This window comes from Nanoarchaeota archaeon, assembly GCA_018897155.1.
GTDB lineage: Archaea > EX4484-52 > EX4484-52 > EX4484-52 > LFW-46 > LFW-46.
Window position 1 is genome coordinate 1 of sequence record JAHILE010000035.1, and the last position, 26796, is coordinate 26796.

Annotated in this window: 35 protein-coding genes; 23 read left to right on the forward strand and 12 right to left on the reverse strand. The window is 40.9% G+C overall.

Annotated elements, in window-relative coordinates; all coding sequences use genetic code 11:
• Positions 1 to 261: 261 nt before the first annotated feature.
• The 9 genes from KKB09_04130 to KKB09_04170 form a co-directional block, all read right to left on the reverse strand.
• Positions 262 to 1224 (reverse strand): PLP-dependent cysteine synthase family protein, encoded by a 963-nt coding sequence (locus KKB09_04130; GenBank protein ID MBU4300382.1) that lies wholly within the window; start codon positions 1222 to 1224, stop codon positions 262 to 264.
• Between the two features lie 36 nt (positions 1225 to 1260).
• On the reverse strand, positions 1261 to 1557 hold the full coding sequence (locus tag KKB09_04135; protein ID MBU4300383.1) for a hypothetical protein: 297 nt from the start codon (positions 1555 to 1557) through the stop codon (positions 1261 to 1263).
• A 2-nt stretch (positions 1558 to 1559) separates the two neighbouring features.
• Complete coding sequence (locus KKB09_04140; GenBank protein ID MBU4300384.1) at positions 1560 to 1919, reverse strand: ParB N-terminal domain-containing protein; 360 nt, start codon at positions 1917 to 1919, stop codon at positions 1560 to 1562.
• 280 nt (positions 1920 to 2199) lie between these two features.
• A complete protein-coding gene (gene ndk / locus KKB09_04145) occupies positions 2200 to 2655 on the reverse strand; it encodes a nucleoside-diphosphate kinase (GenBank protein ID MBU4300385.1) in 456 nt (151 codons plus the stop codon).
• 161 nt (positions 2656 to 2816) lie between these two features.
• The gene (locus KKB09_04150) at positions 2817 to 3776 is read right to left on the reverse strand and encodes a transcription initiation factor IIB (GenBank protein MBU4300386.1); all 960 of its coding nucleotides are present in this window, start codon (positions 3774 to 3776) and stop codon (positions 2817 to 2819) included.
• Positions 3777 to 3937: 161 nt separating this feature from the next.
• Complete coding sequence (locus KKB09_04155; protein ID MBU4300387.1) at positions 3938 to 4447, reverse strand: hypothetical protein; 510 nt, start codon at positions 4445 to 4447, stop codon at positions 3938 to 3940.
• Positions 4448 to 4478: 31 nt separating this feature from the next.
• On the reverse strand, positions 4479 to 4979 hold the full coding sequence (locus tag KKB09_04160; GenBank protein ID MBU4300388.1) for a 23S rRNA (pseudouridine(1915)-N(3))-methyltransferase RlmH: 501 nt from the start codon (positions 4977 to 4979) through the stop codon (positions 4479 to 4481).
• A complete protein-coding gene (locus KKB09_04165; GenBank protein ID MBU4300389.1) occupies positions 4976 to 6982 on the reverse strand; it encodes an ATP-dependent DNA ligase in 2007 nt (668 codons plus the stop codon). The genes KKB09_04160 and KKB09_04165 overlap by 4 nt, the downstream gene beginning before the upstream one ends.
• Before the next feature lie 31 nt (positions 6983 to 7013).
• Complete coding sequence (locus tag KKB09_04170) at positions 7014 to 7880, reverse strand: class I SAM-dependent methyltransferase family protein (protein ID MBU4300390.1); 867 nt, start codon at positions 7878 to 7880, stop codon at positions 7014 to 7016.
• A gap of 95 nt (positions 7881 to 7975) precedes the next feature.
• On the opposite strand from KKB09_04170, the gene KKB09_04175 reads away from it, so the two are divergent.
• From KKB09_04175 to KKB09_04205, 7 genes are all read left to right on the forward strand, one after another.
• Complete coding sequence (locus KKB09_04175) at positions 7976 to 8512, forward strand: ion transporter (protein ID MBU4300391.1); 537 nt, start codon at positions 7976 to 7978, stop codon at positions 8510 to 8512.
• A 108-nt stretch (positions 8513 to 8620) separates the two neighbouring features.
• Positions 8621 to 9049 (forward strand): 30S ribosomal protein S19e, encoded by a 429-nt coding sequence (locus KKB09_04180; GenBank protein MBU4300392.1) that lies wholly within the window; start codon positions 8621 to 8623, stop codon positions 9047 to 9049.
• Positions 9050 to 9152: 103 nt separating this feature from the next.
• Positions 9153 to 9488 (forward strand): DNA-binding protein, encoded by a 336-nt coding sequence (locus KKB09_04185; GenBank protein ID MBU4300393.1) that lies wholly within the window; start codon positions 9153 to 9155, stop codon positions 9486 to 9488.
• Between the two features lie 8 nt (positions 9489 to 9496).
• A complete protein-coding gene (locus KKB09_04190; protein MBU4300394.1) occupies positions 9497 to 9820 on the forward strand; it encodes a hypothetical protein in 324 nt (107 codons plus the stop codon).
• A 14-nt stretch (positions 9821 to 9834) separates the two neighbouring features.
• Entirely contained in the window at positions 9835 to 10011 is a 177-nt protein-coding gene (rpl39e, locus tag KKB09_04195; protein MBU4300395.1) for a 50S ribosomal protein L39e, read from the forward strand.
• Between the two features lie 12 nt (positions 10012 to 10023).
• The gene (locus KKB09_04200) at positions 10024 to 10548 is read left to right on the forward strand and encodes a 50S ribosomal protein L31e (GenBank protein MBU4300396.1); all 525 of its coding nucleotides are present in this window, start codon (positions 10024 to 10026) and stop codon (positions 10546 to 10548) included.
• A 79-nt stretch (positions 10549 to 10627) separates the two neighbouring features.
• Complete coding sequence (locus KKB09_04205; GenBank protein MBU4300397.1) at positions 10628 to 10810, forward strand: 30S ribosomal protein S27e; 183 nt, start codon at positions 10628 to 10630, stop codon at positions 10808 to 10810.
• Positions 10811 to 10883: 73 nt separating this feature from the next.
• Here KKB09_04205 and KKB09_04210 read toward each other — a convergent pair whose 3' ends face one another.
• Positions 10884 to 11981 carry a polyprenyl synthetase family protein gene (locus tag KKB09_04210; GenBank protein MBU4300398.1) on the reverse strand — a complete coding sequence of 366 codons (1098 nt, stop codon included), beginning with the start codon at positions 11979 to 11981 and terminating at the stop codon, positions 10884 to 10886.
• A 36-nt stretch (positions 11982 to 12017) separates the two neighbouring features.
• The gene (gene gatB, locus KKB09_04215) at positions 12018 to 13628 is read right to left on the reverse strand and encodes an Asp-tRNA(Asn)/Glu-tRNA(Gln) amidotransferase subunit GatB (GenBank protein MBU4300399.1); all 1611 of its coding nucleotides are present in this window, start codon (positions 13626 to 13628) and stop codon (positions 12018 to 12020) included.
• A 58-nt stretch (positions 13629 to 13686) separates the two neighbouring features.
• Between gatB and KKB09_04220 the strand changes: the two genes are divergently transcribed.
• The 10 genes from KKB09_04220 to KKB09_04265 all read left to right on the forward strand — a co-directional run bounded on the left by KKB09_04220 (position 13687) and on the right by KKB09_04265 (position 23216).
• Positions 13687 to 14358, forward strand: coding sequence for a hypothetical protein (locus KKB09_04220; GenBank protein ID MBU4300400.1), 672 nt, complete (start codon positions 13687 to 13689; stop codon positions 14356 to 14358).
• 39 nt (positions 14359 to 14397) lie between these two features.
• Positions 14398 to 14820 carry a hypothetical protein gene (locus KKB09_04225; protein MBU4300401.1) on the forward strand — a complete coding sequence of 141 codons (423 nt, stop codon included), beginning with the start codon at positions 14398 to 14400 and terminating at the stop codon, positions 14818 to 14820.
• Positions 14821 to 15109: 289 nt separating this feature from the next.
• A complete protein-coding gene (locus tag KKB09_04230) occupies positions 15110 to 16759 on the forward strand; it encodes a type II/IV secretion system ATPase subunit (GenBank protein ID MBU4300402.1) in 1650 nt (549 codons plus the stop codon).
• 99 nt (positions 16760 to 16858) lie between these two features.
• A complete protein-coding gene (locus tag KKB09_04235; protein MBU4300403.1) occupies positions 16859 to 17749 on the forward strand; it encodes a type II secretion system F family protein in 891 nt (296 codons plus the stop codon).
• A gap of 15 nt (positions 17750 to 17764) precedes the next feature.
• Complete coding sequence (locus KKB09_04240; protein MBU4300404.1) at positions 17765 to 18697, forward strand: type II secretion system F family protein; 933 nt, start codon at positions 17765 to 17767, stop codon at positions 18695 to 18697.
• A gap of 25 nt (positions 18698 to 18722) precedes the next feature.
• Positions 18723 to 19400 carry a hypothetical protein gene (locus KKB09_04245; GenBank protein ID MBU4300405.1) on the forward strand — a complete coding sequence of 226 codons (678 nt, stop codon included), beginning with the start codon at positions 18723 to 18725 and terminating at the stop codon, positions 19398 to 19400.
• A 4-nt stretch (positions 19401 to 19404) separates the two neighbouring features.
• On the forward strand, positions 19405 to 21654 hold the full coding sequence (locus KKB09_04250) for a hypothetical protein (GenBank protein ID MBU4300406.1): 2250 nt from the start codon (positions 19405 to 19407) through the stop codon (positions 21652 to 21654).
• 55 nt (positions 21655 to 21709) lie between these two features.
• On the forward strand, positions 21710 to 21865 hold the full coding sequence (locus KKB09_04255; protein MBU4300407.1) for a hypothetical protein: 156 nt from the start codon (positions 21710 to 21712) through the stop codon (positions 21863 to 21865).
• Between the two features lie 66 nt (positions 21866 to 21931).
• Positions 21932 to 22726, forward strand: a complete 795-nt coding sequence (locus tag KKB09_04260) for a proteasome assembly chaperone family protein (protein ID MBU4300408.1) — start codon at positions 21932 to 21934, stop codon at positions 22724 to 22726.
• Between the two features lie 10 nt (positions 22727 to 22736).
• Positions 22737 to 23216: a hypothetical protein gene (locus tag KKB09_04265; GenBank protein ID MBU4300409.1), complete on the forward strand. Its 480-nt coding sequence runs from the start codon at positions 22737 to 22739 to the stop codon at positions 23214 to 23216.
• A gap of 6 nt (positions 23217 to 23222) precedes the next feature.
• Here the strand turns inward: KKB09_04265 and KKB09_04270 are convergent, their stop codons facing one another.
• Positions 23223 to 23603 carry a 30S ribosomal protein S8e gene (locus tag KKB09_04270; GenBank protein MBU4300410.1) on the reverse strand — a complete coding sequence of 127 codons (381 nt, stop codon included), beginning with the start codon at positions 23601 to 23603 and terminating at the stop codon, positions 23223 to 23225.
• A gap of 100 nt (positions 23604 to 23703) precedes the next feature.
• Between KKB09_04270 and KKB09_04275 the strand changes: the two genes are divergently transcribed.
• The 6 genes from KKB09_04275 (at position 23704) to tnpA (ending at position 26753) form a co-directional block, all read left to right on the forward strand.
• Positions 23704 to 23925 carry a small nuclear ribonucleoprotein gene (locus KKB09_04275; protein ID MBU4300411.1) on the forward strand — a complete coding sequence of 74 codons (222 nt, stop codon included), beginning with the start codon at positions 23704 to 23706 and terminating at the stop codon, positions 23923 to 23925.
• 171 nt (positions 23926 to 24096) lie between these two features.
• On the forward strand, positions 24097 to 24255 hold the full coding sequence (gene rpl37e / locus KKB09_04280) for a 50S ribosomal protein L37e (protein ID MBU4300412.1): 159 nt from the start codon (positions 24097 to 24099) through the stop codon (positions 24253 to 24255).
• A 58-nt stretch (positions 24256 to 24313) separates the two neighbouring features.
• Positions 24314 to 24874, forward strand: coding sequence for an adenylate kinase (locus KKB09_04285; GenBank protein MBU4300413.1), 561 nt, complete (start codon positions 24314 to 24316; stop codon positions 24872 to 24874).
• Positions 24875 to 25234 (forward strand): hypothetical protein, encoded by a 360-nt coding sequence (locus KKB09_04290; protein MBU4300414.1) that lies wholly within the window; start codon positions 24875 to 24877, stop codon positions 25232 to 25234.
• A 24-nt stretch (positions 25235 to 25258) separates the two neighbouring features.
• Positions 25259 to 25897 carry a DedA family protein gene (locus tag KKB09_04295; GenBank protein ID MBU4300415.1) on the forward strand — a complete coding sequence of 213 codons (639 nt, stop codon included), beginning with the start codon at positions 25259 to 25261 and terminating at the stop codon, positions 25895 to 25897.
• Positions 25898 to 26273: 376 nt separating this feature from the next.
• The gene (tnpA, locus tag KKB09_04300) at positions 26274 to 26753 is read left to right on the forward strand and encodes an IS200/IS605 family transposase (GenBank protein ID MBU4300416.1); all 480 of its coding nucleotides are present in this window, start codon (positions 26274 to 26276) and stop codon (positions 26751 to 26753) included.
• Positions 26754 to 26796: the final 43 nt, after the last annotated feature.

Sequence of the window (26796 nt, forward strand, 5' to 3'; positions counted from 1 at the left end):
GATTTTTCGTTAATCTCCATCCAAAATTTATTAAACAACCAAAGCCATTACAATATTGGCAGTATTGCATTTTTATCTCCCAATGATATTATGCATTTACTGCCAATTATACTTTATCAACCGTATTTTGGGACAGAGCCTTAAATGAAGGCGTGTATTTGGAATTAACTTCATTAACAGACGCTACTGAGTGACTTGGACGCACACGTTTTCTTTGAATGAATTAATTATACGAACTTTGTATGTTTTTCGCGCTTTTTATTACTTGCACTCCTTTTTATCATCGCACTTTTCATCACAATTAAAAAGTTCTTTGCATGTGAATAAATCTGTACTGAGATATTTGTCTCCCCGGTCCGGAATTATTACAACTACGGTTTTGCCTTTACCGAGTTTTTTTGCCTCATCAAGCGCGACTTTCATCGCAGCTCCCGAGCTCATTCCTACAAAAATGCCTTCTTCGCTTGCAAGCTTGCGCGCGGTTTCAAAACCTGCTTCTGCGCCAGCTTTATCAAGCTCGATGACTTCGTCAAACCACTCGCGCCTGAAAAGTTGCGTAGGATTCATCTCTTTCGGGTTTCGGAGGCCTTGGATAGGAACGCCAAGCATTGGCATAACGCCGACTGTGCGTATATTTTGGTTGTATTCTTTCAGGCGCATTGCAACGCCGACGCCGGTTCCGGCAGTTCCTACGCTTGCGACAAACGTGTCGATTTTTCCTTCAGTGTCTTCGAGAATCTCGCGCCCGGTTGTCTGATAATGCGCAAGTATGTTTGACGGATCGCTGAATTGGTCAAGGGCTACGTATTTGTCCGGGGTTTCTACCAGAAGCTTCTTTTTCAGCTCTACTGCGCCGCCAGTTCCCTGTGCTGCGGGCGAAAGTATGAGTTCTGCGCCATATGCTTTGATGATTTTTCTGCGTTCGATAGATACTGATTCAGGCATAGTGAGCGCCAGTTTATGGCCCTTTACTGCAGCAATCATTGCAAGCGCTATACCTGTATTTCCGGATGTTGCTTCAAGAATTATTTTGCTTTTGTCCAGTTTTCCGGCTGCTTCGGCGTTTTCTATGATGTATAGCGCCATCCTGTCTTTTACAGAGCCTCCGGGGTTCTGGCCTTCGAGCTTTGCGTAGACGGTTGCACCATTCTTTGGCGCAAGCTTGTTGATTCTAACAAGCGGCGTTTTTCCGATTAATTCCAAAATATTGTTTAACGTTTGCATTTTATCGCCTTAGTCAAATAGTATTTTTTTATATCATTACTCTTCAAAAGAAACAAATAGCTTTGTTTCGCATTCAAATTTTGAGAGGATGTTATTGATAAATTCGATTTCGGTTTCATACTGAAATTTAGGCATTATAATTTCTATTGCTTTTTTGGCGCCGCCGCAACCCGAACCTATGTAGTGTTCAATTCCTCTGAAATGTGTGATTTCATCATAAATTGTGTAATATGTTCCGCAAAAGTTTAAAACGTATTTGTCTTTTAACGGTCCGAAGCTTAATATAAAATACTTATCGTCTGCACGTATTTCACCAATTTGTATATTTTCCATTTTTATCCATCCAAATTTATTTTTAAAATATCCAGATTTATTGTCGGCATAATTATTGATATGTGCACAAGCCCGGTTTCTGTCTGAATCATATGCTTTGTTGTCTTTTTAGGAAACAGCCCGCCTGAATTGACTTTTTCCACCACATCTTTTTTTGTCAGCTTCGCGCCATTCCATGAATCAATAATAATTCGGTCGTCAAAGTAATTTACATAAAAAACAGGCACTTTTTCTATTTTCAGGGATTTTAAAGTATTGTATCGGTGATGCCCGTCAAGAATTATTTTTGTCGCGCGGTCTACGACTATTGGGTGTTTCAGGCCTTCGGATAATATGCTTTCCCGAACCTGCTTTAGCCTCATTTTACAAAATTGCTCATGGGGCTTTAAATCAGAAATATTTGCCAGCTCAACATTTTGTTTTTTAAGTTTGTCAGTTAATAGAAGAAATTCATTATCTGTTGCACCGAAGATCCCTGTTCATTTTCATCATCCTCATTTTATATGTTTTTAAGCATTGTGTTCGCGTTATAACATCGTTATAAAACACTGTTATATTCTGCGCGCGAAAGTATATAAAGGTTTTGCGGTCAGGTGACCACACCACAGGTGTGATCGGCGTGAGCGTGTGAGGGCTATAGCCTCACTCATACACCCATTTTTCATGCACGAGCTCGTACTCTATTATCTCATCTTTTTTGAAGAAAAGCGCAATTTCGCGAGTTGCGCTCGCTGCAGAATCAGAAGCATGAATTAAGTTTCTTCCGGTGACCATGCCGAAATCGTGCCTTATTGTGCCTGGATCTGCGTTCTGCGGGTTTGTTGCGCCGACCAGCCTTCTGATGACTGCTATTGCGTTGTCGCCTTCAACAACAAGTGAAAGAGTAGGCCCTGCGGTTATGAAATCAACAAGCCCTGGAAAGAACGGCTTTTCTTTATGTTCGGAATAATGCGTATGCGCAAGTTCTTTTGAGACGTTTATGAGCTTCATTCCAACGATTTTCAAGCCCTTTTTTTCAAAGCGCGAAACTATTTCGCCAGCTATTGCGCGCTGTACTGCATCGGGTTTTAGCAAAATCAGTGTTTTTTCGATAGGCATATAATCAACTCATTTTAAAACATGTGACTTGCGCGAAGCGCAAGTCGCTCCTTCTTTCTTTTCTATCTTCAACACGAAGTGTTGGAGATGCGAAAAATCGAAGATTTTTCAGCCACCCGGATTTGTCTATTCTTTCTTGGAAAGAAAGAAAAGAAACCGAATTACTTCTCTTTCTTGTCAGCATATATCTTCTCGACTTCTGCTGCCTTGCGCTCGACTTCTTCCTCGATTCCAAGCTTTCTGACAATGTCTTTGTAGCGGTTTCTTATTGTGACTTCTGTCACGCCAACAACGTCTGCGATATCGCGCTGTGTGCGCCTCTCGCCCTTAAGCACTGCCGCAATATAAAGAGCAGCTGCCGCGATTCCTGTCGGGCCTTTTCCTGATGTGACTTCTTCATCAACCGCGCTTTTTAGTATATCCTTTGAAAGCGCCTGCACTGGGCCTGAAAGGCCGAGCAATGATGAGAATCGTGGAATATATTCTTCCGCCAACGCCGGCAAAATCCTAATGTTGAGCTCGCGTGCTACGTATCTGTAAGCCCTTCCTATTTCGCGCTTCTCTATTCCTGAAGCTGCCGCAAGTTCTGAAAGCGTTCTTGGACTGCGTTTTTCTCGGGCAACCGCGTAAATAAGAGCCGTAATTATTGATTCCATCGATCGACCGCGGACAAGGCCTTTTGTTACTGCTTTTTCATAAAGCCTGCCAACTTCCTCATGGACTGATTTCGGCAAGCCGAGGTATGATACTTGCCTTGCAAGTTCTGATAAAGAATATGATAAGTTTCTGTCCTTTGATTTTGTAAGGCGTTTGTTCCACTTTCTTAGGCGGTAGTACTGTGCGCGTTTTTTGACAGACACTTTGTAAAGCTCGCCGACACCTTTTCCGATTTCAGTGGATATTCCTTTGTCGTGCTTTGTGAATGTAAGCGGGGCGCCTGTTCTTGTTCTTTTGGACTGCTGGTCTGTGTCGAATGCGCGCCATTCGGGTGATTGATCTATTTCATTTTCTTCAATTACCATTCCGCATTTGTTGCAGATAAGTTCTCCCCGATGTTCGTCTTTTGAGAAACTTGTGCCGTTGCATTCGGGACATTTTGCTTTCGGTATTTCGGCTGCCATTAGAATCACACACTGCGCACCGAAAGATTTATAAGCATGTTGAATATTTGGTGCGCAAACTGAATATCTATAGAAAGCTTTATAAAGGTTTGTTTTGAGGTTTTATTGGGGTTTGTGGCTGTTTAAAGACTTTTTAGCTATGGAGTTCCAGCATTACATAGTTATTCATCTTCAGTCAATTTTTTGATGTGTTTGTCTTTAATCGCATCCATGAGCTCCAGAACACCAGATAGCGCATTGTCAAAGTTTTTTAAATTGAACTGGTTGTCAACGTCTTCTAAATTGAAAGTGTTACAAGTAACTCGCTCAGGAACTTGCTTATCAAAAAAAACCTTATTGCCGATACTTTTCTTATCCACACCATCTTCCAGATATGCGGCTACCGAAGGCGCAGAAAATATTTCGGGATATTTTTCTTTGATTTCACTAACATCCGTAGTTATAATATGGCAAACATATACAGAAGGAACGGGCGTTTTACCTTCTTGAGAACAATAAAAAGCCACTATCTTGGAAATGCCGAATACATTGTTCATATTGAATGTTGCTGTTGAAAGTCCGAGATGATTATCGTCATAGTCGGGGCTTTTAGTTGTCGGTTTTATGGCCGTGCTATAAAATACATCATTTAGAAACTTAGTAATACTATCTACTGTTTTTTGTGCACCCATAATTACTTAAGTATAGTAAAAACTTAAATATCTATTTATGGTATTTCATTCCCTTCTCAATTGTCAAAGTCCGATAAATCTGCTCAAGAATCAGGATGCGCGCGATTTCATGCGTGAAGATCATTGCAGAGAGCGAAATTGTTTTTTCCGCGCGTCTCTTTACTTCTTCAGAAAGCCCGTTTGCTCCGCCGATGACGAAAATCATCTCGTTTTGCTTCGCTCCACTCGAAGCTTTCCAACCCAAATCCGTTTGTGAATGGTTGGAAATTAAGTCATTCCTGCCGCGAATCAGTTGCGCGAAACTTTCTGTTGTGAGTGAAGCGCCTTTTGGGTCAAGCGCAAAGAATTTCTTTTCCTTGATTCTTGCTAGAAGTGCAACGCCTTCTTTGCGGATGACTTCTTCTACGCGCTCGGATTTGTCTTCTTTTATCTCGGTAACTTCTGTGCGAATAAATCTGTTGATGCGCGAAAGATATTCTATTTCCTGCGGTTTGAACATCTTGTTTGAGCCGATTGATAATATAGAGATCATTGTTTTCGTCCTCTTTGTTTATTATATAGATCTTCAACTCGCGTCAAATCGTCAATTTCCTGCGGCGCGCGATCCACTCTTAATCTTAGAAGTCTTGGAAACCGCAATGCATAGCCCGAGCTGTATGTCGGCGATTTCTGTATCTCTTCATACGCGACTTCTACAACAATCGAAGGCTCAACCATCACAGTTTTTCCCTCCTCTTTTATGATGTGCTCGCGAAGCATTTCTGTAAGCTCGGAAAAGCTCAAGCCTTCTATTGTTTTTTCTTTTATTCCGGTTCCCATCCTACCGATTCCAACAAAGTCTCCAGTGTCGCGGTCAATGCATGCAAGGATGAAGCTTGAAACCCAGTTCGCCCGCTTTCCTTCACCCCATTCGCCTCCGACAATTGTCAGGTCCAGCGATTCCATTGTGGGCTTAAGCTTTATCATGTGGCCGACTCGCGAGCCGGGCTTGTAAGGTGCGCTGATATTCTTGAACATTATACCTTCGTTTCCGGCTTCAAGGGATTTTTTGTAAAACTCTTCTGCCGATGTTTTCGACGCAGTAAGAAGCTGTTCTGCAAGCACCAGGCGCATCGGCATTTCACGTACAATCACTTCGAGCTTTCTGCGCCGGTCGGCGAATTCAGCTTTTATCAGCGATTTTCCGTCAAGATATAATATATCAAAAAGATTTAGTATAATCGGAATCTCTTCTGCGGTCTTTCCTATTTCGTATTTCCGCTTTATCCTGCGCGAGATTTCCTGGAATGCTTTGTATTTTTTTGTTTTCGGGTCAAAGCCTACAGCCTCGCCTTCGATAATGCATGTGTCCGCTCTTATGCCTTTTTTCACAGCGTCCCGGATTTCAGGAAACTGCCTTGTGACATTCTCAAGCCTGCGCGTGAAAATCTCTACATCATCGCCCTTTTTATGTATCTGCATGCGGAATCCGTCGTACTTATATTCTATCGCGCATGGAGTTCCTACAGTCTCGAGCGCATCGTCAATCCCTGTTGATTTTTGTGCGAGCATTACTTTTATCGGGTGCCCAAGCTCAAGAGTTATTGATTTGAATCCCGCATCGCCTTCTTCGCTTGCGCATTTTGCAACAAGGCCGAAATCGTTTGACAATTCAATTGCTTCATCGACTGCAGAGTATATTTTTTCGTTTATTGCTTTCGTAATCTCGTCGCTTTCGGCGAATATGAAATCCGCGCCTATGCTTTTTGATTTTTTCCAGAACGTTTCTTCTTTTGCGATTGTGTCTATTTCTTTGCATGTTGCAATGCGCACCGTATTTTTTTCTTTGAAAATTTCAAACCGTTTTTTTACTTCGCCGCTTTCATCATCTTCTTCGAAGTATTTTGCGATCGTATCCTCAATTACGAATCGTTTGCCTTCAATTTTGAAGAGCCGTTCAAACTCTCTTGCGCCGTCGGTTTTCAGGAGCAGCTGCGCTTTTGAATACGCCGTAGCAAAGAATGCCTCTGCAATAGCGTCCCGCAGTATGCCTTCTGCAACGCCGATTCGCAGGTTTCCGATTATTGTTCGCGCGAGATATTTTGCTTCAAGAGGTGATGCGGAAGAGAAAAGTTCAGAGATTAGCATGCGTTTTTTTTCCTGCGAACCAGAACCTTCATGCGATGGTAATTTTCTCAGGTTTTCGAAAACGTCATTAAGCGAAAGATGCCTTTTGAAGAGTGCGGCTTGCTTTTTTGTTTCTGTGAGATTTTCTGCGACAGTTCCGAGATCTCCTGTTTTTTTCCACTCTTCTTCGATTTTTTTCGGATTTACGCCATAAGTTTTTGAAAGAGTTTTGACCATAAGAAGTGATGCGATGCCAAGCTCTGTTTCGCTCCAGCCGGGATAAATCCTGCCTAGCGCAAGATAGCAGACGTTGTCAAGCTCTTCAGCAGGCGAATTTTGGAGAAAATCGGATAGGATGCGCGCCTTTTCAAGCTTCAGCGTCGTAGCTTCGAGTTTTTGATATGTTTCGGCAAGCGCGCGGTAGAGCATAGAATATAATTAGTTGAATAGATTATAAAGTTTAATTCAAAACTTTAATCTCCACTGCAACCCGAAAGTTATACGCCCCGATTTCTCCGGCTTTGCGCACTTGGAGAATATCCACGTTTTTTCCTGCTGTAATGCAACGCGCTTTTATTTTTTCTCCAAGCGCGCCAATTACCTCAACAGGCGCGAATGTATACAGATGAATTATCGCGCCTTTTTTTGCTTTTGTCAGCGCAAGTTCCAGAAAATCAGCGGCGTTTTTCGGGGCTGGCATGATGATGCGATTGAATTTTCCTTTGATTTTTGGCAAAACTTCTGCAACATCGCCAAGCAGTACCTCGATCTTTTCTGCGATTTTGTTCATCTCAATATTTTCGCGTATGTATTCGACAGCATCTGGATTTATTTCTATTGCAACGATTTTGACGTTCTTGCGCTTTGCCGGGAGTATTGCAAACGGCCCTACGCCTGCAAAAAGGCAGAGAATCCTTTCGCGGCTTTTTACCTGCGATGCTATGCGCTCGCGCTCGCCCGAAAGCCTTGCCGAAAAATACGCTTTGCTTACATCGACTTTATATCTGCATCCGCTTTCGCGGTGCACTGTTTCTGTGAATGCTTTTGGCATGAACTTTTTTGGGATGCCTTCAAACTCACGGGCTCTTTTTGCAACGATTTCCATTTTTGGGATCCTAAAAATACCTTCAACTTCCCCGACTTTATTAAGAACTACTTTGACATTTTTCTGAACATCAAAAACTGCGTTAGCTATTGCCTTTTTCTTAGAAATAAGCTCATCCGGCAATTCAAGTATCGCGATGTCGCCGACAACTTCAAATGCGCGCGGAAGCAGATTAAGCTCTGTTTCGCTTAATTTTGCAGATAGTGAGGTTTTCAGGTCCATAGAAATACTTTGCCGGAAAACTATAAAACGATTAAATCGCGCAAGTTTAGGAAAAAACTGTCAAGAATATATATTCGTAAAAAACAATAATTCGTATGACTTGCATGAATCATAAAAAAGACAGCCGCATGCTGCATAAAATAGAGCATGCAATAGACGCGGCGATTCCATATCTTCTTGTGGCTCTTATTGTAATAACATCAATTGATATGTTTTATGCAGAAATGGCGGAACAGTATGCTTTTCAGATAGGGCTTATTGACGAAATCATAATTTCGCTGTTTGTAATCGATCTCTTATTTAAGTATCGGCGCGCGCAGAATTTTCCGAAATTTTTGAAAAAGAATTGGATTGATATTATTGCAGTGATGCCGTTTTACATGATGTTCCGGCTGGTGGATGAATTTATCCTGGCATCGGAGGTTGTGAGAGAAAGCCAGCAGACGCTGCATATTGCAGAGGGCATAGAGAAGGAAGCTGCAACTGCTGCAAAGGATATTAAGGGCGCAAAGATGATTACGCGTTCAGAGCGGATGCTAAGAGAATTAAGAGTGCTATCAAGAGTTCCTCGTTTTGCAAAAGCCGCGCGATTTTTTGAGAAACCAAAACACTTATCTAATTCTTTGAACTAAATTTAAGTTTAAACTCATCTTATTTCGTTCGAAGCTTTTAAAGCCCTAAGCTTTAAAAAGCTTCCACTCAATAATCATAGAGTGTTTAATGCACAACCGTGAATATTTATGAGTGTAAAAGACGTTGATTCAAGAGAACTGATAATTTCAACAGCCCAAGAGCTCAAAAAAACAGAGGGCATAACGCCTCCTGTATGGGTTCCTTTTGTTAAGACAGGCTCCCACAATGAGCGCGTGCCGGACAACCCAGATTGGTGGTATGTCAGGGCAGCTGCTTTGCTTAGGCGCGTTGCGATTCAGAATGCGGGCGTGTCAAGGCTTAGGAAAGCTTACGGCGGTCGAAAAAACCGCGGATACAAGCCGGAAAAGAAAGTGCAGGCATCAGGAAACATAATCCGGAAAATCCTTCAGCAGCTTGAAGCGGCAAAATTTGTCAAAAAGAGTAAGAAAGGCCGCCAGATAACTGCAACAGGTCAGAAGTTTCTTGACAAGGTGGCAAAGAACCTTCCGAAACAAGAAGAGAAAGCTGCACAATAGATTTATCTTTCCTTATTTCATTTTTACTGCAAGATTGATGTATATAATATATTGCAATAAAAAGCTTGAAAATCGGACATTAGTTTAGATTTTCATGATATTTATGCCGGACGAACTTGAAGAATTAAGGAAGCGGCGCATGCAGGAATATACCGCAATGCAAAACCAGCAGATGGGTGCTCAAATGGCGATGCAGCAGCAAGCGGCTGAATTACAATCGCAGCTGAAAATGATAATGCCGCAAATATTGTCTCCTGAAGCGCGCCAGCGCATATCCAATATTCGCGCAGCAAAGCCGGATTTTGCGATGCAAATCGAGCTTTATCTCGTCCAGCTTTTTCAGGCGGGGCAGATAAGAAAGCCGCTGATTGATGATGAATTGCGCGCGATTTTAGACAAGCTGGTGCAGAAGAAGGAGACGAAGATTATTCGACGATAGGTGAGTTGATGCTCATAAGAGTTGCATATTCGGATAAGCGTTTTCACGAGTTAAAAAGCTTAGAAGATATTGATGACTTCGCAAGTAAAGAATTATTAAATCGATTGAAAACCCCTAAAGGATATCGAGCAGTTTTTGGCACCTCAATTGGCGCAGAACCCCATGAAGAAACGGTAGGTCTTGAAAGGGATGGAAGCTATTGTTGGGCTGAAAAACCGTTATTTTCCAAAGAAAAATATGGTTCCAAAACGGTTACAGTTCAAATATATGATCTGATAAAAGAGAGCAATCAGCAAATAAAAAACATATGTGATACTTTTGGATTGAAATAATGAAATGTGATTATATGTCAAAAACAAAAACTCATGGTAAAAAAATGAAACTTGCGAAAGCAGATAGAACTGCCTCGCCTGCGCCAAGATGGGTCGATATAAAAATATACGGTATGAAGAAGGCGCGATTCAGTTCGCTTAAGCGTTTCAGAAGCAGAACCTGGAAGAAGGGTGCTAAACTGCAAGTTTAAAGGATGATTCCTATGACCACTGTAAAAACACCAAGATTATATACGATACCATTAACGGATGCATGGAAAAGTCCTTACAAGAGAAGGGCAAAGAAAGCAGTTGCGCTTATCCAGAAATTTGCAGAAAGACACATGAAGGCAGACCCGAAGAATGTGTGTGTTGGAACTCAGCTGAATGAAGCGATTTGGGCGCGCGGAATCAAATTCCCGCCGAGAAAAGTTAAAGTCCAGGCAGTTCCGCAGGAAATTGATGTTAAAGGCAAAAAGAGCACAAAAGTCTGGATTGAGCTTGAAGGCGTGAAACTTGAGCTTGAGAAAAAAAAGAAAGAAGCTCCTAAAAAGAAGGACGAAAAGAAAACCGAATCTCCGAAGGTGGATGTTGTTAAAGCTGAAGTTAAAACCGAATCTTCCAAAGTTGAAGAAAAGAAAGCAGAAACAATGGTTGAGGAGGAGCGAAAGCGCGGCAAAACAGCGGATTCGCGATTGAGCGACGATGAGAAGAAAGCTGAAGCGCCTAAAGCAGAGGAAAAGAAATAAATGTGATTCATATCATGAAAGCTTGAGCATGGGATGTGCTTTCAAGCTTTTCAAAATAATGTTAATGAGGATGTTGAAAATGGCTCAAAATTTTCTTAAGGTACAATGCGGAAAATGCAACAATGAACAGAAGATATTTAGCAAAGCATCAATGGATGTCAAATGCCTTGTTTGCGGTGAATTGCTTTCAAAGCCAAGCGGTGGAAAGGCAATTCTTCAGCCGAACACAAAGCTTCTGGGTGAGCTGAAAGTTGATAAATAAGTTTTGTTGTATTATCCCTTTCAATAAGGTAATCGGCAAATTCGTTCGCTCGCGCTCTCGGTTTGCAGACTATTCATATATCACGTTCAATCAGGTAGTCCGCAAATGCGCTTAAAACATCCTTTGATTTTGATTCCGGAAGTACAGAATCCACATCTTTCCAGGCATCCTTTACTATTTCTTTTGCCCGATTTTTTGCATATTCGACAGAGCCATATTTCTTGATGATGGCTATAGCTTCATATATCAGTTTTTTGTCGTTTGTGTGCATGTTCAGTATTTCAATAAGCCGCGCCTTTTCCTCTTTCGTAGCCTTTTTAAGCGCATGTATTATCATTAGCGTCCGCTTTCCTTCCGTAATATCGCTGCCGATATATTCTTTTATGAATTGGCCTTTGCCGCTTTCGGCAGTGAGATTAAGTATATCGTCCTGTATCTGAAATGCCACTCCGATGGTCTCAGCAAACCTTCCAAGAAGGAATTCCTGCTTTTCGCTTGCTCCGGAAAGAGCGGCAGCAAGCCTTGCAGACATTCGCGCAAGGGAGCCAGTTTTTCCGGCACACATCTGAAGATATTTATTTTCAGTGATTTCATCAACATTTTCAAATCCGCGATGCCAATATATGTCAACTGCTTGCCCTGCAACAGTCAGGCTTGTCAGATCTTCATGATATATTTCATATGCTCGCAATAGTATCTTATCATCGATGAAATTTCTGTTTTTCCTAAGGACGAGAGTGGGTATGAAGTACATCGCTTCTGCAGCATTTATTGCTATATCTGCTCCAAAAATTACATGCGTGCATGGTTTTCCGCGCCGCAGAGCGCTTGAATCTTCAACATCATCAGCCATCAGTGTTCCATCATGCACTACTTCAGGAATTATTACAAAATCAGAAACCTTTTCAATATCGCCATTAAGCGCTTCGGCAATCATCAGAAAAAGTGCAGGCCTCCATCGTTTTCCACCTCTGTCAAGAAGATCCCATATCGGGTTTACAATGGCATTTTGTATTGCCGAAATGCTGTATTCATAACGGGGCTTGCCTATCATAAATTCAAGAGATTTTGAATCTATTTTTCTCGGAAGGTATTTTTCTATTCTTTTATCTATGAAATGTTTTTTTTCTTTAAGAATTTCTTCTATGTCTATTTTCCCATCTTTAATCATACTCGAGATTTAACCCATTCCTTTATATGCTTTTGCCTACGTTTTCACAAAAAGGGGGAATTTTTTAACCATTTTAATTATTTTTTCCCTCGCGTTTTTTGCATCAACAGCACCTTTTGTTTCACGCATCAATTGCCCTATAAGGAAGTTCAGTGATTTTTCTCCGCCGTTTTTGTAGTCTTCAACAGCCTTTGCATTTTTGGCAAGAATTCCGGAAATTGTTTTTTCGAGATTTAAAGAGCGGTCTATTTCAGATAGGCCGTGCCTTTTTGCTGCCTCAAGCGGAGGCAGTCTGTCATCAATCATTTTCCAAAGTATGCGTTCTGCAACATCATCAGAATATTTTCCCGACTCAAACATTTTCAGAAGGTCGATAATCCATTCTTGTTTCAGGCCGGAAGTTTTCCAAGTGATGCTGTTGTAGTTGAGCGTTTTCATAAGCCTCTCAGATATCCATGCGGCAGCGATTTCTACTTTTACGGTTTTTGCAGCACTCTCGAAAAGGTTTGCAAGGTCAATTGACGAAACGATGCTTTCGGCAGTTTTCTCAGCGATTTTATATTGCTTGATCAGGCGTTTCCTCTTCGCATCGGGAAGTTCGGGAATCTGTGAGCTAATGTTTTTTTTAAATGATTCGGATACCTCAAGCTTAGGAAGATCAGGCTCGAAAATATACCCGTATTCTTCTTCAGTTTCCTTTTTTCTGAGAGCTTTTGTTGTTCCGGAAACATCATCCCATGCCCTTGTTTCCTGTACGATTTTTCCTCCGCGCGCGACAACATTTTTCTGGCGCATGTATTCAAATGCGAGCGCGCGTTCAACCTCCTTTGCTCCGGATATGTTTTTGACTTCCACGCGTTCGCCGCCGGCAATTGATATATTTGCATCGGTTTTTATTGATGCCTCAGAAGATGAATCATAGACGCCTAGATATTCAAGAACCGTCGCGAGCTTGTTGATGTAGAGGCGCGCCTCTTTAGGCGACTTGAAATCCGGTTCGGTCACTATTTCGATTAAAGGAATTCCCGAGCGGTTGTAGTCCATAAGAACGTGTTTTCCGTCGCCTCCAAGCCCGCCGACATGCACAAGTTTTGCAGGATCTTCTTCCATATGAATCCTGCGTATTCTGATTTGTTTTTTGCCGCTTTCGGATTCCATTTCTACGGTCCCATCTTTTGCAAGCGGTATTTCGTATTGTGTTATCTGGAAATTTTTTGCCATGTCCGGATAAAAGTATGTCTTTCTTGAGAAGTATGTTTCTTTTGCAATGTCGCATCCAAGCGCAATTGACACTTTTGCTGCTAATTCGAAGGCGCGCCTGTTTGCATTAGGCTTTGAGCCGGGAAGCCCAAGACATATAGGGCAGGTGATTGTATTTGGAAATGCTTCAGCTTTCATATTATGAAACGCCTTATCCTTGAGTTTCAAGCTCATCTTGCTTTCGCTTGAAGCTTTTGAACTCTTTGAGTTCAAAATTTTGAAGACTGCTGCTTCAAAATGTATCGGATTCTTGCATCCGCAGAACATTTTTGTGGTTGAGTTAAGTTGTACGTGCGTTTCAAGGCCAATCTTCACAGGGGTATCAAGACTCATGTTATCACAACAAACTAGGTTGTCTTTATTTTTAAAAGTTGTTTTTGTTTTCATTTTTTAATAATCTTTATATGTAGGAGAAAGTAAATAAATAGCATTAAAGGGATTAGTCATGCGGCTGTTTTTAAACACTAAATCTTCTAAAAGAAAGGCTCAGGCAGAAGTGATTTCAGCGCTTCTTATTGTAGGCATAACAGTTGCTGCAGTTTCTGTAGCTTATATGTGGGGCGTTCCGATGATCCAAAAGGGACAGAGTACGAGCCAGATACAGGAGGCGGAATATTTAATGACACTGATAAGTGATGGTATAACTGATGTGGCTCAGAATGGCGGGCAAAAGTCGTTATCGTTGAATCTTCAGGGTCCTTTGGAAATATCCGAAGAGGACAATACCATAAAATACACTATAATTTCTAAAAAAGCAGGCGTTGCAAGAACGGAATGGGTGCCTCTTAACGAGGATGAAACGTTTGGAATTGCTGCCACAAATCAAAGCAAAAGCATTCCAGTGTATGGTTTTGACAAAGATGCTGTTCTTCTTGCAAAGTCAGATGTTTTGGGAGATAGCGGGTTTATGGTGTATTATAATTTGGTGTTTCGAGAAGTTGATGATTTTAATACGCGGGAAGGCAGAATCACAAATATAACTGCAGCGGGGAATAACAAAGTATCAGGAGGAACTGTAAAATTAATGATACGACGAAATCCTCAGATTGTTTCACCATCACCGTCAAAGCTTGGCGGAAAGCTGATTTCAACAAAAGTTTTGCTTTCGTTGTCGTAATAAACAAACGGTGATATTATTGCCAAAAACTCAAGAAGAATGTTTGCTCGAAGAACAGGTGCGTCCGAAATCATAGGGGCTATGCTGACTTTTGCTATCGGAGTTGCGATATTGGGCGGGGTGGTTCTGATTTTCAGCGTGATGCAATCGAATGTTTTAAGGGATATTCGTCTACCTCAATCAATGGAAGTGCTTAATTATGTTGCCGCATCTTCAACAAATCTTGTTAGGATAAATGCCAGTTCATCTTATGTTATGTTAACACTTCCTAGAAAAATCGGCGATTTGGATTATATTATAACTGGAAATGAAAATGGCGATAAAATCATGCTCATAAGCTCAGAAATTTCAGCAAATGTTTCTTCACCAGCACCTTTCAGAGGGTTTTTTGAAAGCAATTATGAAAAGGTTAGGATACAATACGATGCCGGAAATATAAGTATAAGGGGTGTTTCTAATTAAAAAAATAAGGCTTAAAAACGCGATTACCGCAATTTCAAAAAAGTATTCCTTTTCTGCGAATTCAGATGGCTCTGGCGTTACAGCGAATAGACAAATTAATGCTTCTGTTTCCAGAAATACGAGCGTACCGGCTATGGGGCGGTACCCTAGAGATCTGACAAAGGGTTTTAGAAAATTGAAAACATTTGTTCAAATCTATAAAGAAAACGAAAGACTGAAATCAATGGCACCCCCTATTAATGTTTTTTTGGGTAATGCACCAGGTACGGAGGCACTTGGACGGCTTCCTATGGGCGGAGACGTTGGCGGAGGAAGAAGAACTGGAAGCGGCGGCGGAACTGTTGCTGTTTCTGCTGATGTTTTAGAGCAGCGTCCGATTGACATATCGCACATAGAAAAATCATATGTTTCAAAGCCTTACAACGATGAAGAGTTGAGGAGCTTTAATTTGCAGTATAATCTTTCTCCGTTAAATCCCAAACCGGGCGAAAAAGTGTTTTCATGGGCATCTGTAAAATGGGCTGATGAAGCAAATAGCTTGATTTATTTTGTGAATGAAGAAAAGCTTGCGGAAAGCGATTTAATACAAATAAAGAGGATAAAGCAAGTTATTGAAGAAAAAATCGACGTCTCATTCGATTCTCTTCAGACGGCGTCTGCTATATCGTATTTGAAAAAAGCGATTGATGCAATAATCATACAGTTCGGGATATTTGTGTCCGCGGACAAGCGTACACTCTATGAATATTACATATTGCGGGATTTTGTGGGTTATGGCAGGCTGCAGCCGCTCATGAACGATCCGAATATAGAGGATATAAGCTGTGATGGTATTAATATTCCTATTTTCATCTATCATAGAAACCCGTTGATAGGTTCGCTTAAGACGAATGTTGTTTTTGATACCAAGGATGAGCTCGACGACTTTGTGACGCGCCTTTCACAAAAATGCGGCAGAAGCATATCGGTTTCAGAGCCGTTGTCTGAAGGCGCGCTTCCTGAAGGCTCCCGTGTGCAGGCAACTCTTGGCACTGATATAGCCCGGCGCGGTTCGAATTTCACCATAAGAAAATTCACATCAGATCCGCTTACTCCAATGCATCTTCTTGCATCAGGCACATTGAATGAGAAGATGCTCGCATATTTTTGGTATGCTATAGAGAACAATGCGTCTATCTTGATATCCGGGCCTACTGCATCAGGAAAAACGTCGCTTCTTAATGCGCTTTCACTATTCATTAAGCCGTCGCTTAAAATCGTGACTATAGAGGATACGCCGGAACTTAAACTGCCGCATACACACTGGGTGCCGGAAGTTTCAAGGCAGGGTGTTCTGGGAATGGGCAGTAAGATGGTCGGTGAAGTAAGCATGTTCGATCTTCTAAAGGGCTCGCTGAGGCAGAGGCCAGATTACATAATAGTCGGAGAAGTCCGAGGCGATGAAGCATATGTCCTTTTCCAGCAGATGGCGAGCGGACACTCAGGACTTTCCACAATTCATGCAGATTCGATAGATAAGGTGGTTGACAGGCTCACCACACCGCCGATAAATCTGCCTCCAATGCTTCTTGAGACACTGGATTTTGTTATCTTCGTAAAGCACATAAGGTACCGGGGAAGATATGTGCGCCGCATAATGGAAGTGAGAGAAATACAGAAATATGACACAAAAGACAAAGAGATAAAGACTTTGCGCGTTTTTAGATGGTTTCCGAAAACCGATAAGTTTGATACTGATGCGAGTTCGGCGCTTTTGAAAAAAATATCTCTTGATACGGGTATAACTGAGGAGCAGGTGAAGGCCGAAATAAACAAGCGCATAAAGGTAATCAAATGGCTCAAGGAAAATAAGATAACTGATTATAGGGATGTCGGAAGGATAATAGCTGCATTTTACACGAATCCTGACGCGCTTCTTGAAGAGCTTTCGGAGCAATAATGTTCGGATATCCGAATGTTTGAATGCAGAACGAAATTAATCGATGTTTGAGAAATGGCATTTATTCCATCTGCTATAATCGGGACACGGGGGCGAATTATGGCTGAAGATTTCAACGAAAAATATATTTCAATATCCTATAGAGTAATGGGGAATTTTGTAGGGCAGTATCTTGTTGATGAGTTGAGAGACTTAAGGCCGGATATACAAAAGGCAAATATCGGAATATCCCTTATAGAATATTTATCTGTTTCTTTATTTACCTCCCTCATAGTTTTTGTTTTCCAAGTACCTTTGATTTCGATAATAATGATGCTCCTTTTGAAGTCCGTCCTGTTGGGGCTTATCTCGGGATTTCTTTTCGGGCTTTTTTGCGCAATTGGCATCTTTTCACTTTTTTATTTTTATCCTTCGCTTCGCGTGCAAGCTCGATGTAAAAAGATAAATGAATCTCTTCCGTTTGCAATGTTTTACCTTACGACAATATCCGGCTCCGGAACCCCGCCTCTTTTAATGTTCAAAATGCTTGCACAGTTCAAAGAATATGAGGAGATTTCCGAGGAGGCAAAAAAAATAGTTTATGATGTTGATATTGCGGGGATGAGTGTAACAAAAGCTCTTGAAAATGCGGCAGGTCGAACGCCTTCGAACCATTTAAGGGAAATCTATTGGGGTATAACTAATAGCCTTACAACTGGAGGTGATTTGAAAAGCCTGCTTTATGAGAAAGCAAACAGTGCTATGGAAGAGTATAAAAGAAGCCTTAGCGGGTTTACTGCAATGCTTTCAACACTTACTGAAATATATTTAACCGGTGTTGTGGTGGGCTCGATATTTTTCATGGTGCTTTCAACCATAATGAGCAGTTTTGGAAGCGACACAACGACAATAATAAACCTGCAACTGGCAGTAACATTCATACTGCTTCCGATATTATCTGTTGCGTTTATTGCGGTATTGAAGCAGATTTCGCCAGCCCATGCGATATGAAGTTAAGGGGATTTAATGGATTTTTCATCAGAAGAAAAAAAGCGCGGTATCGTAATTCGCATTTCAGTGATAGCCTTTGCCATATTCTTCGTGCTTGCAATTCTTCTTGGGCATTTTATTTCTTCACAAGCAGGCTTGCTTTTATTTGTTATGGCGATACTTGCCGGAAGCATTCCGATTTCAGTGTTCGAATATCTAAAATATACTAAATTCCGAAAGATGGAGGAGCATTTTCCTACGTTTCTCGAGGACTTTTCTGAAGCTAAAAAAAGCGGAATGATGTTTCCACAGGCTTTTTTAAGCATATCCAAGACAGAGTATGGCAGTCTATCTAATGAGATTAGGATATCTGCTGCCCAATTGAGCTGGTACGTACCATTTCCAAAAGTTATGAAACAGCTTTCAATACGTGTGGGGGGCAGCCGGCTTATGAAGCAGGCGTTTACTATCATAAATGAAGCATATACTTCTGGCGGAGATGTTGCGGAAACTATGAGTTCGCTTGCGACAAACGTCAATAAGATAAAACAGATAGAAGATGAGCGAAGAAGCATAATGAGCGAGCAGGTTTTTGTTACCTATTTCATATATATTCTTTTTATCGGGATTTTGGCCGGATTGTATGCTGTGTTAATACCGATGACATCAATAAATACTGCCGGAAATATGACCGCAGATTCACCGTCAATGCCTGTTGGTGGCATTAGCATAGGCCAACCGACAAATTACTGCGGTGAAATGCCGACAATGTGCAATATTGGCGAAGCCATAGGATTTTCTGAGAAAGGCATTTATTTTAAAACGCTTTTCTTTTTAATGTCTACAGTACAAGCTATTTGTTCCGGAGTTATTGCAGGGCAAATCGAGGAAGGAAATCTCATAGCGGGACTGAAGCATGTGGGAATACTTCTGTTTGTTGATGTTCTCTCATTTTTGATATTTTTTTAATGTTTTTTAGAATATGGGATGATATATGAAAATAAAACGCAAGGCACAGGTAAAATTCGACTTCATAATAGGTTTTTTTCTCTTCACTGTAGCGGTTGTTTACAGCGCATATTCTGCGATTCAAATATTTCCAAGGTATGTTGCGCAATCTACGGATAATGACATGCTGCTTGAAGCGTGGAGGTCAAGCGACGAATTCATGAGGTTAACCGAAAAGGACGGCACAATCGATGTTAACTCTTTGAAAAATTTCTCATACTGTTTTCATTATATCTATAACAACGCAACCTCAAGAGGTAATTACACGTATGTCAAAGATATTCTCAACATCAGGAATTCGAGTGATATACACTTGACATTTGATGTTATCCTTTTTGGAATTACGAATACCGGAAACAATAGTATCCGAAACGGGACTGTGATGCTTCGTAGAGCGGCATATAATATTTCTATCAGAAACACATCGAGGTATTTTAACGAAATTCGCACTGTCGGAGAGTGGTCAAACGCAACTGTTGAAGTAGGGCTTCCGGCAGAAAACTATTCTGTTTCAAAAATAGATTACGATGGTGAATTCGTAATATTGCAAAAAAGAATGATTGATTGCGGGCCGAACGTACCGACGCTCGCTCCAAACGCTGTTGTTCGCAGATATAGTATCTACAATGGGAGTGTTGCTATGGCGGAGATAACTTATTGGTGAGCTTATGGTTCTTTCATTTTTCGGATTCCGAAGGAAGGGATTTATGCATGCACTTGAGGGCTTAATCGCAGCCATTGTGCTGTTTTTTTATTTTTCTTCTGCATCGTTTCCGCCGCTTCAGATCAACGATTGGACTTATAATTCTATGAAACAGGCAGGAACGGAATATATAACCAGTATAGAAAAATCTGATGCTTCCGAGTTGATTGTTCAGGACAGCAGAGTTTTCTCAAAGATAACAAACGCCCTTTTTGAGACATCTGATATTTCTATTATAAAAGGAGGGATTCTGCCTAAAGATCTTCTCGTGGGGCTTTTGGGGCGTTCCGGCAATAGCACTATTGTTTTAGGCGGGACTCCAAGACCCTATAATGGATGGTGCAGAAGTAACGGTTGGCATCCAGATGCGATATATCGTTCAGACTGTATAGAAAATACAACAAATGGTTTAGGGTATCGAACAGTTCTTGTAGATTTGGACGGTGATGATGTATACGATGCTGTTTATGTGGATTTAGACGATGATGGACTGTATGACGCTCCATTCGAAGGACCTTTTTTTGAGGATGGCTATGTGAACATTGGAACAAATAACTATTACATCAAATATATTGACAGCGATGAAGAATCCATCAACTTTGTTAATATTACATCTTTTAATTATTTCAAGAATGTTCAAAACGTAACTATAAATGGCAGAAATACGCGTTTTATATATTATGTCGCAGATATGTCCGGCGATATCTCTCAATATGATGTTATTCTGATAACTGATCCGATAGACCTCACATCATACTTGCCAAAATTGAAGAATTTCTTGCTTTCAGGCAAGGGAATTGTTGAGGTCGTAAACATGACTGATAGTAATTATAATTTGGCTCAGAAGGATTTGTTCGGGCTGGTAAATGCAAGTTATGGCGTTATCGGAAATGGTAATGAAGCGATTTTATCAGAAAGTGTGCGTTCGGTTTCCGAGCCGCTAAGGATAAAAGATTATTTTTCAGGCATTCCAATACGCGCAGAGGTTAGTATACCTACAGCAGCATATGATGTTTTTGGCATTTCAATGCCAAATAATGTTCGTGTCGGTTTCCTTAATCTGACTTCTGGCGACATAAGCATTGCCATAGCAAATATCAGCGGAATTTACAGTTCATTTTATGTAGATTCGAATATAGATTATAATTTTTCAAACCCGCCTGAAGATGAGACGCCGTACGTGGTTGGGAATTCGATTAATACAACATCTCATGAATATGTAATAAAATCTATTGATCCAAATGGCAATTATGTTGATGTGCGGCCGTCTTTGAACGCTACGTTAACGAATTTTTTCAACCCGCTTTTGATTATTCCGAATGAAGATTCCTGGGCTGTTGCAGAACAGGTAAATTCATACCATGATAATGCAATGTCTCTTTTTGAATCGTTTAATATTTCTTTTTCAGAGCTGCCCGTGCTTGGAGATAATACTACGCTTCTTGCAGGAAATCACAAATATGGGCGAATCAATCATACGGAATCCTATTTAATATATCTATCGGGGTCTCCAGTTCTTGGCAATCCGGCAACTCTGCCCCCCGGAATACCCAGTTATGCAAGTACAACAACGCCTTTTTTTGATCGCGAGTATAATATTTCAGTTACGGATAATTTTGGTGTATTTAAATTGAATATTGATTTAAACGAAAACTTGGCGTATGATGATGCTGGAGAAGGCCATAATAACAATACTAATTTTCCCGCCGGTTCAGGCACTTATCGTGTTGTTATTTTGTCTCAAAACTTTACCAATTTTACGCGGTTCTCAATGATTTTTAATGCGTCAATTACTAATGTTTCAGGCTCTCTTTTCCTGAATGTTGACTTAAATAACGATTTAACTTACAATGGCGTTGGAGAAGGGCCGTTTGCCGATAATGACGTGCTCAAAATAGGTCCTGAACGATACCGTATGGATATTGCGCCGGACGGTTATTCTGCAAAATTTACTATCTATGCGAGAGATGCAGTTCCGGCAGCTATTGCAGGTAATAAATATACTGGAAGGACTGTGTGGATGCCCGATATGGCTAAAGGACGTGCAGATTCTTGGAATTATCTTGTTGCTGCAATGTTGTGGGCGTCTCCAAAGAACGAAGATGTGCTTAAATCGTCTGGCTATCGCAACATAGTATCAAGCAAGAAAGTCTTTTTGAATACCGATGACGTTTTTCAGCCATATATTGTTGAATTTTCACGAAGGTATGGATAGGCTACTTAAGACATATCTATAAATAGCTTCTTCAAAAATATTGTTTTAGATAATTATGGCACGTTACAGATGTTCTGCATGCATGGCAGAAATAGATGCAACAAGCGCGCCGAAAGTCTGCGCATTATGCAATGCAAAAAGCACGTTGAAGAAAGTGAATCCAGAAACCGACAGCCACTGTGCAGGATGTACTGGATGCTGCGGGCATTAGGGAGTTGTTTTTGCGGTTCATATATAGCTATATATATTAGCGTAAGCAACATTATTTGTGATCTCTATGAGTGGAAAAGCGACTGAAGTCATTTTTACTGAAAAAGTGCCTGCCTTGAAAAATCCCATACTTATCGAAGGGCTTCCAGGTATCGGATATATTGGAAGAAATGCCGTCGGCTATCTTCTTGATGAGCTTAAGGCAGTGAAATTCGCGGAAATTCATTCGCATCATTTTCCTTTTGTAGTGCTTCTTGATCCGAAAAAAAATGGGGTTATAACACCGATTAAAAACGAATTTTATTACGTTAAGGGAAAAGGGCGCGATATAGTCATTCTCATCGGAGATGCACAAAGCATAACTCCTGAAGGCCATTATCAGATTGTTGACACAATCCTTGATGTATGCGTAAAGCTTGGCGTAAAGGAAATGATAACACTTGGCGGATTTGCTACCGGAGTTTTATCCGAACAGAAGCCGCGCGTTTTAGGAGCGGGAATAGACTTAAAGATAATGGATTCTTTTGAGAAGCTTGGCGTGGTTTTTAAGAACACCAATATTGGCCAGATTATAGGGGCGTCAGGTCTTTTGATAAGCCTCGGAAACCAGCGCGGCATAGAAGGCGTTTGCCTTATGGGTGAAACGTCAGGAATGCTTCTTTCAGATCCAAAATCAACTGAGTCTGTCCTTGAAATCATCACAAAATACCTCGGCATAAAAATTGACATGACTAAGCTTGATGCAAAGATAAAAGAAATCGAAAAAATTATCGAGAAAATCGAGAGTTTGCAGGGGAAAATTGCGTCGACATCTGGCGCTTCGCCTTCGAAAAAGAAGGAAGAGCTTGGATATATCGGGTAAGGGCGAATCAGTGAAAGTTGAGCCTTATGTTACAGAGGTTACAGAGGCTGCAGGAAAATATGCAAAAGCAGCAATAGAACGGCAAGATAGCCTCTATCAGGCAATTCTGATGCGCTTTGCGCAAGAAGATACTACAGTGTTAATTACAGAGTTCGAATTTCTGAAGTATATTGCAGATGAACGAAAGATACATAAGCGCCTTATGCAAATGGAGGCTATCGGACTGGTCGTAATACATCCAGCAAAAGACAATCTTCTTAGAACGCCTATTTACGAAATTACGCCTTTAGGAAAAGAGACTGCAAAAATACTGGAAGATTTTGAGATAAAAACCGGATATCCTACTACATGCGACATTGTAAAAAGAACGCTGGAAATCTATACGGATAAAAAATATCCTACGCTGGCTAAAGAAATGAAAGCAATAATTAATGAAATTATCTCTGGAAAAACAACTTTCGAAGACATTATGGCGAAAGCGCATATTTGAACAAAATTATTCCACCTTTACCGCATTAACAATTCCATCCTGTCCCGGCCTTGATGTTACGCGCGCCTTTCCGGATTCTGTTTGTATTATTGCGCCGCATGTTATGACTTTTTGCCTGACAAAGTGCGGGTTTGCGTGGTTTTCAAGAACATCAGTTATTTTCACTTTCTTTGTTGTTTTTGCAATTTGATCGATTAAATTTGCGAATTCAGTTGCGCGAAGCTTAAGCTTGATGTTTCCGCCTTTTGTTCGCGCCTTTTTCAATTTGTTTACACCAATAGTAGTTTTTATTGCATCGCCGCCCATTTCATGCTTGCGCATCTTTTTCATGGTGGAATGCATTCCGCCGGTTGGTTTTCTTTTGGAGTTTTGCTGTACTATGACCATGGATAATCACTTTTTCTCAATTATTGCTTAAATTAGAGGATGACAAACCTTTAAATACTTACCGTATGAAGTTATGAAAGATACTAAAATGTGTGATGATATGAGCAATAGACCACTTGACCTGCTTGACAATGCAAAAGGAAAACGTGTGATAGTGAAGCTTAAAAACAACCGCCAGATTTCGGGCATTTTAAGAGCACTTGATATTCATTTGAATATGTGGATTGACGATGCAGAAGTTGCGGAAGAAGACAAAACTACTAAATACGGCAAGGTTTTGGTCCGTGGAGATAGCATAATTTTTGCAAGCCCTACGGAGTGATTTTTAAAATATTTATTGGAGGACTGATTCGAGGTTCCTCATAACCTCGAGCACTTGGGCGCGTTGCTTCGCAACGCACCTGTTTAATAAACCAAAATATGATATTAATGGAGGACTGATTTTATTCCAGCAGTAAGAAAATTCTCAAAAGGAAAGCCATCATTTGGTAAAATGAACAAGGACGGTCCGCACAAAATGTGCAGGCGATGCGGCAAACACAGTTACCACACATCAAAGAAAACCTGCGCAACCTGTGGTTTTGGAAAAACCGCAAAGCTAAGAACTTATTCGTGGCAGAATAAACATAGTTCTGGCGGCAGAAAGAGATAATCGCTTTTTTGAACGTATATAAAACCAAGTGCACTAATTATATTTCGTAGTGTTCTTTATGTCTAAAATAGTTATTTTAACAGGCATTCCGGGAAGCGGGAAAACAAGCATTCTGACAGAATCTGTCGCAGTTCTTAATCGAGAAGGAAAAAAGACCGTGTCTGTCAATTTCGGCGATGTAATGTTTGAAACCTCAGGTGTTGCGCACCGGGATGAAATGCGCAAACTACCTCAGGAAAAGCAAGTTGAAAACCAGAAAAAGGCTGCTGAAAAAATCGCTCAGATGGCTAGACGAGAAAACGTAATTGTGGATACGCATTGCACAATAAAAACGCCTTTGGGTTATCTTTGCGGCCTGCCAGAATGGGTTTTGAAAAATATTAAGCCCAATGTAATAGTTCTTGTCGAAGCAGATCCTTCTGAAATTAAAAGCAGGCGCGACTCTGATGAAAGCCGCAAGCGCGACGAAGAATCTAGCGAGGATATTGACGCGCACCAGATATTGAATCGCGCAGCAGCAATCTCTTATTGCATGCTCACCGGCGCGACAATGAAAATAATAAAGAACCGCAATGATTATCTTCTTGATGCGGTGAAAGATTTAATAAGGTTGTTTTAAATGTCTTTTGATTTTAAAGAAGTTTTTGCGCCGGACTGGAAAAAGGTATTGTTCTCATTTGTTCTTTTATTTCTGGTTCTGTATTTTGCGCCATGCAAGGTGTCGTTTACACAAAGCATGGGAAATCCGGTAGGATATTATTGGAGTGTCTGCAGTAATATGATTTCTTTTTCGGAACTCATGAACCCTGAAGCATGCGGCGTGCAATTTTCATTTTTCGGAATTCTTGAGTTTTCAGATCGTATGCTTTTGGGGTTGTCTTTTAGCATCTTGATCATATATGCTGTGTCTTATATCGTTTCATCTCTTATAGTCTTCTATTTCAAAGGAATGTCTTCAAGAAATACTGAAAGAATATAAAGAGCACCCTACCTTTAACACAGTATGGAACCATTATCAAGCGTCATAAATATTATTTTGCATCTGGACATATACCTTAATCAGATAGTTCTGGAATATAAAAGCACCACCTATGCAATACTTTTTTTAATCATATTTTTAGAAACCGGGTTTGTGGCGACACCGTTTCTTCCCGGAGATTCTCTTCTTTTTGCTGCAGGGGCAATTGCTGCACTCGGTTCTCTTAATCCGTTTTGGTTGATAGTTTTGCTTTCAATAGCAGCGATACTTGGAGACAATATGAATTATTGGATCGGGCGCCACGCCGGTAGTAGACTGTATTCTTTGGAGACGCGGTTTATCAAAAAAGAACATTTTGATAAGACTCAGCAGTTCTACGAAAAACATGGCGGAAAGACAATAATTCTTGCCAGATTTCTTCCGATAATCCGCACATTTGCGCCGTTTGTCGCAGGCATAGGGAAGATGAGCTACTCGCGCTTTCTGGAGTATAATGTGATTGGCGGAATTGTATGGGTTGCATTATTTATATCCGCAGGCTATTATTTCGGCAACATTCCAATAATAAAGCAGAACTTTACAATGGTGATAATGGCGATAATAGTAATCACAATGGCGCCTGCTGTGATTGGGTTTCTGAAGCATTATAGAAAGCAGAAATAGAGCGCTATAAATTTCGAGTATTTTGTTTTATCAGGGCATTATTTTTGATTGTTTCTACGAGTTACTTCAAATACGGTGTATGAAAGCATAATTATTCGTCGACATTTGTCGTGGGTAGGTTTATATACTGTAGATACCATATGGTAGTTACTTTATGGTGGTATTATAGGTTTAGTCCGAGCGCCGCAAGAACCCTGCCCGCTTTAGCGGGCGGATGAATTGCGTCACCAGCTTCTAAGCGCTCGGAATTCAAGAATCATTAGATTTTTCTTCTAGAAAACCTAAGAATAGGGCAGGGAACGAACCTTGCCCTATGCAAAGGATGAGACTTGCTTACTGTTAGGTTTCTTTCCCTTAAAAAGATTTGGTGACTAAAATGAAAATTGACCTGATTAGCGGCAGCCATGCCGTAGGAGAAGCGAATTACCACCTGCAGTTTACACCTGCATACCGAAAGGGAATTTTTGCGGACGACGCAGTACGAATCCTGACAAGAGATTACCTCCTTGCATCGGCAAAAAAGCACGGAATAACCATTTCAGCAATGGGATTCGGACCAGATCACTGCCACGTTTTTACAGCAGAGTGCAAAAATTTCAGTGTTTCAAAAATTGCAAATTTGCTCAAAGGTTTTTCGTCAAGGATGATGAGAAAAAACCATTGGGATTTGTTCAGAAAAGACCTTTACGGCGATAAATTCTGGTCCGGAGGATATTTTTACAGAACTGTCGGCGCAGTAAATTCAGAAACTGTAAAGCATTATGTTGAACAGTCGCAACAGAAGCATTGGCATAAAACATTATCTACAAAGCCGAATTTCGGCGCACAAAGTAAGCTGATTCAGTTTGCGGCGTAAGTCATGCATGAAACGCCGCGCCATTTATGGCGCGGTAGTTTAC

Coding starts and splice junctions, on each gene's coding strand:
- KKB09_04250 (MBU4300406.1), top strand. CDS start 19,405: ATGGTTCTTTCATTTTTCGGATTCCGAAGGAAGGGATTTATGCATGCA.
- KKB09_04135 (MBU4300383.1), bottom strand. CDS start 1,557: ATGGAAAATATACAAATTGGTGAAATACGTGCAGACGATAAGTATTTT.
- KKB09_04150 (MBU4300386.1), bottom strand. CDS start 3,776: ATGGCAGCCGAAATACCGAAAGCAAAATGTCCCGAATGCAACGGCACA.
- rpl37e (MBU4300412.1), top strand. CDS start 24,097: ATGAACAAGGACGGTCCGCACAAAATGTGCAGGCGATGCGGCAAACAC.
- KKB09_04170 (MBU4300390.1), bottom strand. CDS start 7,880: ATGGACCTGAAAACCTCACTATCTGCAAAATTAAGCGAAACAGAGCTT.
- rpl39e (MBU4300395.1), top strand. CDS start 9,835: ATGTCAAAAACAAAAACTCATGGTAAAAAAATGAAACTTGCGAAAGCA.
- KKB09_04245 (MBU4300405.1), top strand. CDS start 18,723: ATGAAAATAAAACGCAAGGCACAGGTAAAATTCGACTTCATAATAGGT.
- KKB09_04290 (MBU4300414.1), top strand. CDS start 24,875: ATGTCTTTTGATTTTAAAGAAGTTTTTGCGCCGGACTGGAAAAAGGTA.
- KKB09_04155 (MBU4300387.1), bottom strand. CDS start 4,447: ATGGGTGCACAAAAAACAGTAGATAGTATTACTAAGTTTCTAAATGAT.
- KKB09_04230 (MBU4300402.1), top strand. CDS start 15,110: ATGGGCGGAGACGTTGGCGGAGGAAGAAGAACTGGAAGCGGCGGCGGA.
- KKB09_04165 (MBU4300389.1), bottom strand. CDS start 6,982: ATGCTCTACCGCGCGCTTGCCGAAACATATCAAAAACTCGAAGCTACG.
- KKB09_04235 (MBU4300403.1), top strand. CDS start 16,859: ATGGCTGAAGATTTCAACGAAAAATATATTTCAATATCCTATAGAGTA.
- KKB09_04140 (MBU4300384.1), bottom strand. CDS start 1,919: ATGAGGCTAAAGCAGGTTCGGGAAAGCATATTATCCGAAGGCCTGAAA.
- KKB09_04225 (MBU4300401.1), top strand. CDS start 14,398: ATGTTTGCTCGAAGAACAGGTGCGTCCGAAATCATAGGGGCTATGCTG.
- KKB09_04200 (MBU4300396.1), top strand. CDS start 10,024: ATGACCACTGTAAAAACACCAAGATTATATACGATACCATTAACGGAT.
- KKB09_04260 (MBU4300408.1), top strand. CDS start 21,932: ATGAGTGGAAAAGCGACTGAAGTCATTTTTACTGAAAAAGTGCCTGCC.
- KKB09_04270 (MBU4300410.1), bottom strand. CDS start 23,603: ATGGTCATAGTACAGCAAAACTCCAAAAGAAAACCAACCGGCGGAATG.
- KKB09_04185 (MBU4300393.1), top strand. CDS start 9,153: ATGCCGGACGAACTTGAAGAATTAAGGAAGCGGCGCATGCAGGAATAT.
- KKB09_04295 (MBU4300415.1), top strand. CDS start 25,259: ATGGAACCATTATCAAGCGTCATAAATATTATTTTGCATCTGGACATA.
- KKB09_04205 (MBU4300397.1), top strand. CDS start 10,628: ATGGCTCAAAATTTTCTTAAGGTACAATGCGGAAAATGCAACAATGAA.
- KKB09_04210 (MBU4300398.1), bottom strand. CDS start 11,981: ATGATTAAAGATGGGAAAATAGACATAGAAGAAATTCTTAAAGAAAAA.
- KKB09_04240 (MBU4300404.1), top strand. CDS start 17,765: ATGGATTTTTCATCAGAAGAAAAAAAGCGCGGTATCGTAATTCGCATT.
- KKB09_04160 (MBU4300388.1), bottom strand. CDS start 4,979: ATGATCTCTATATTATCAATCGGCTCAAACAAGATGTTCAAACCGCAG.
- KKB09_04130 (MBU4300382.1), bottom strand. CDS start 1,224: ATGCAAACGTTAAACAATATTTTGGAATTAATCGGAAAAACGCCGCTT.
- KKB09_04275 (MBU4300411.1), top strand. CDS start 23,704: ATGAGCAATAGACCACTTGACCTGCTTGACAATGCAAAAGGAAAACGT.
- KKB09_04285 (MBU4300413.1), top strand. CDS start 24,314: ATGTCTAAAATAGTTATTTTAACAGGCATTCCGGGAAGCGGGAAAACA.
- KKB09_04180 (MBU4300392.1), top strand. CDS start 8,621: ATGAGTGTAAAAGACGTTGATTCAAGAGAACTGATAATTTCAACAGCC.
- KKB09_04255 (MBU4300407.1), top strand. CDS start 21,710: ATGGCACGTTACAGATGTTCTGCATGCATGGCAGAAATAGATGCAACA.
- KKB09_04220 (MBU4300400.1), top strand. CDS start 13,687: ATGCGGCTGTTTTTAAACACTAAATCTTCTAAAAGAAAGGCTCAGGCA.
- KKB09_04190 (MBU4300394.1), top strand. CDS start 9,497: ATGCTCATAAGAGTTGCATATTCGGATAAGCGTTTTCACGAGTTAAAA.
- tnpA (MBU4300416.1), top strand. CDS start 26,274: ATGAAAATTGACCTGATTAGCGGCAGCCATGCCGTAGGAGAAGCGAAT.
- KKB09_04175 (MBU4300391.1), top strand. CDS start 7,976: ATGACTTGCATGAATCATAAAAAAGACAGCCGCATGCTGCATAAAATA.
- gatB (MBU4300399.1), bottom strand. CDS start 13,628: ATGAAAACAAAAACAACTTTTAAAAATAAAGACAACCTAGTTTGTTGT.
- ndk (MBU4300385.1), bottom strand. CDS start 2,655: ATGCCTATCGAAAAAACACTGATTTTGCTAAAACCCGATGCAGTACAG.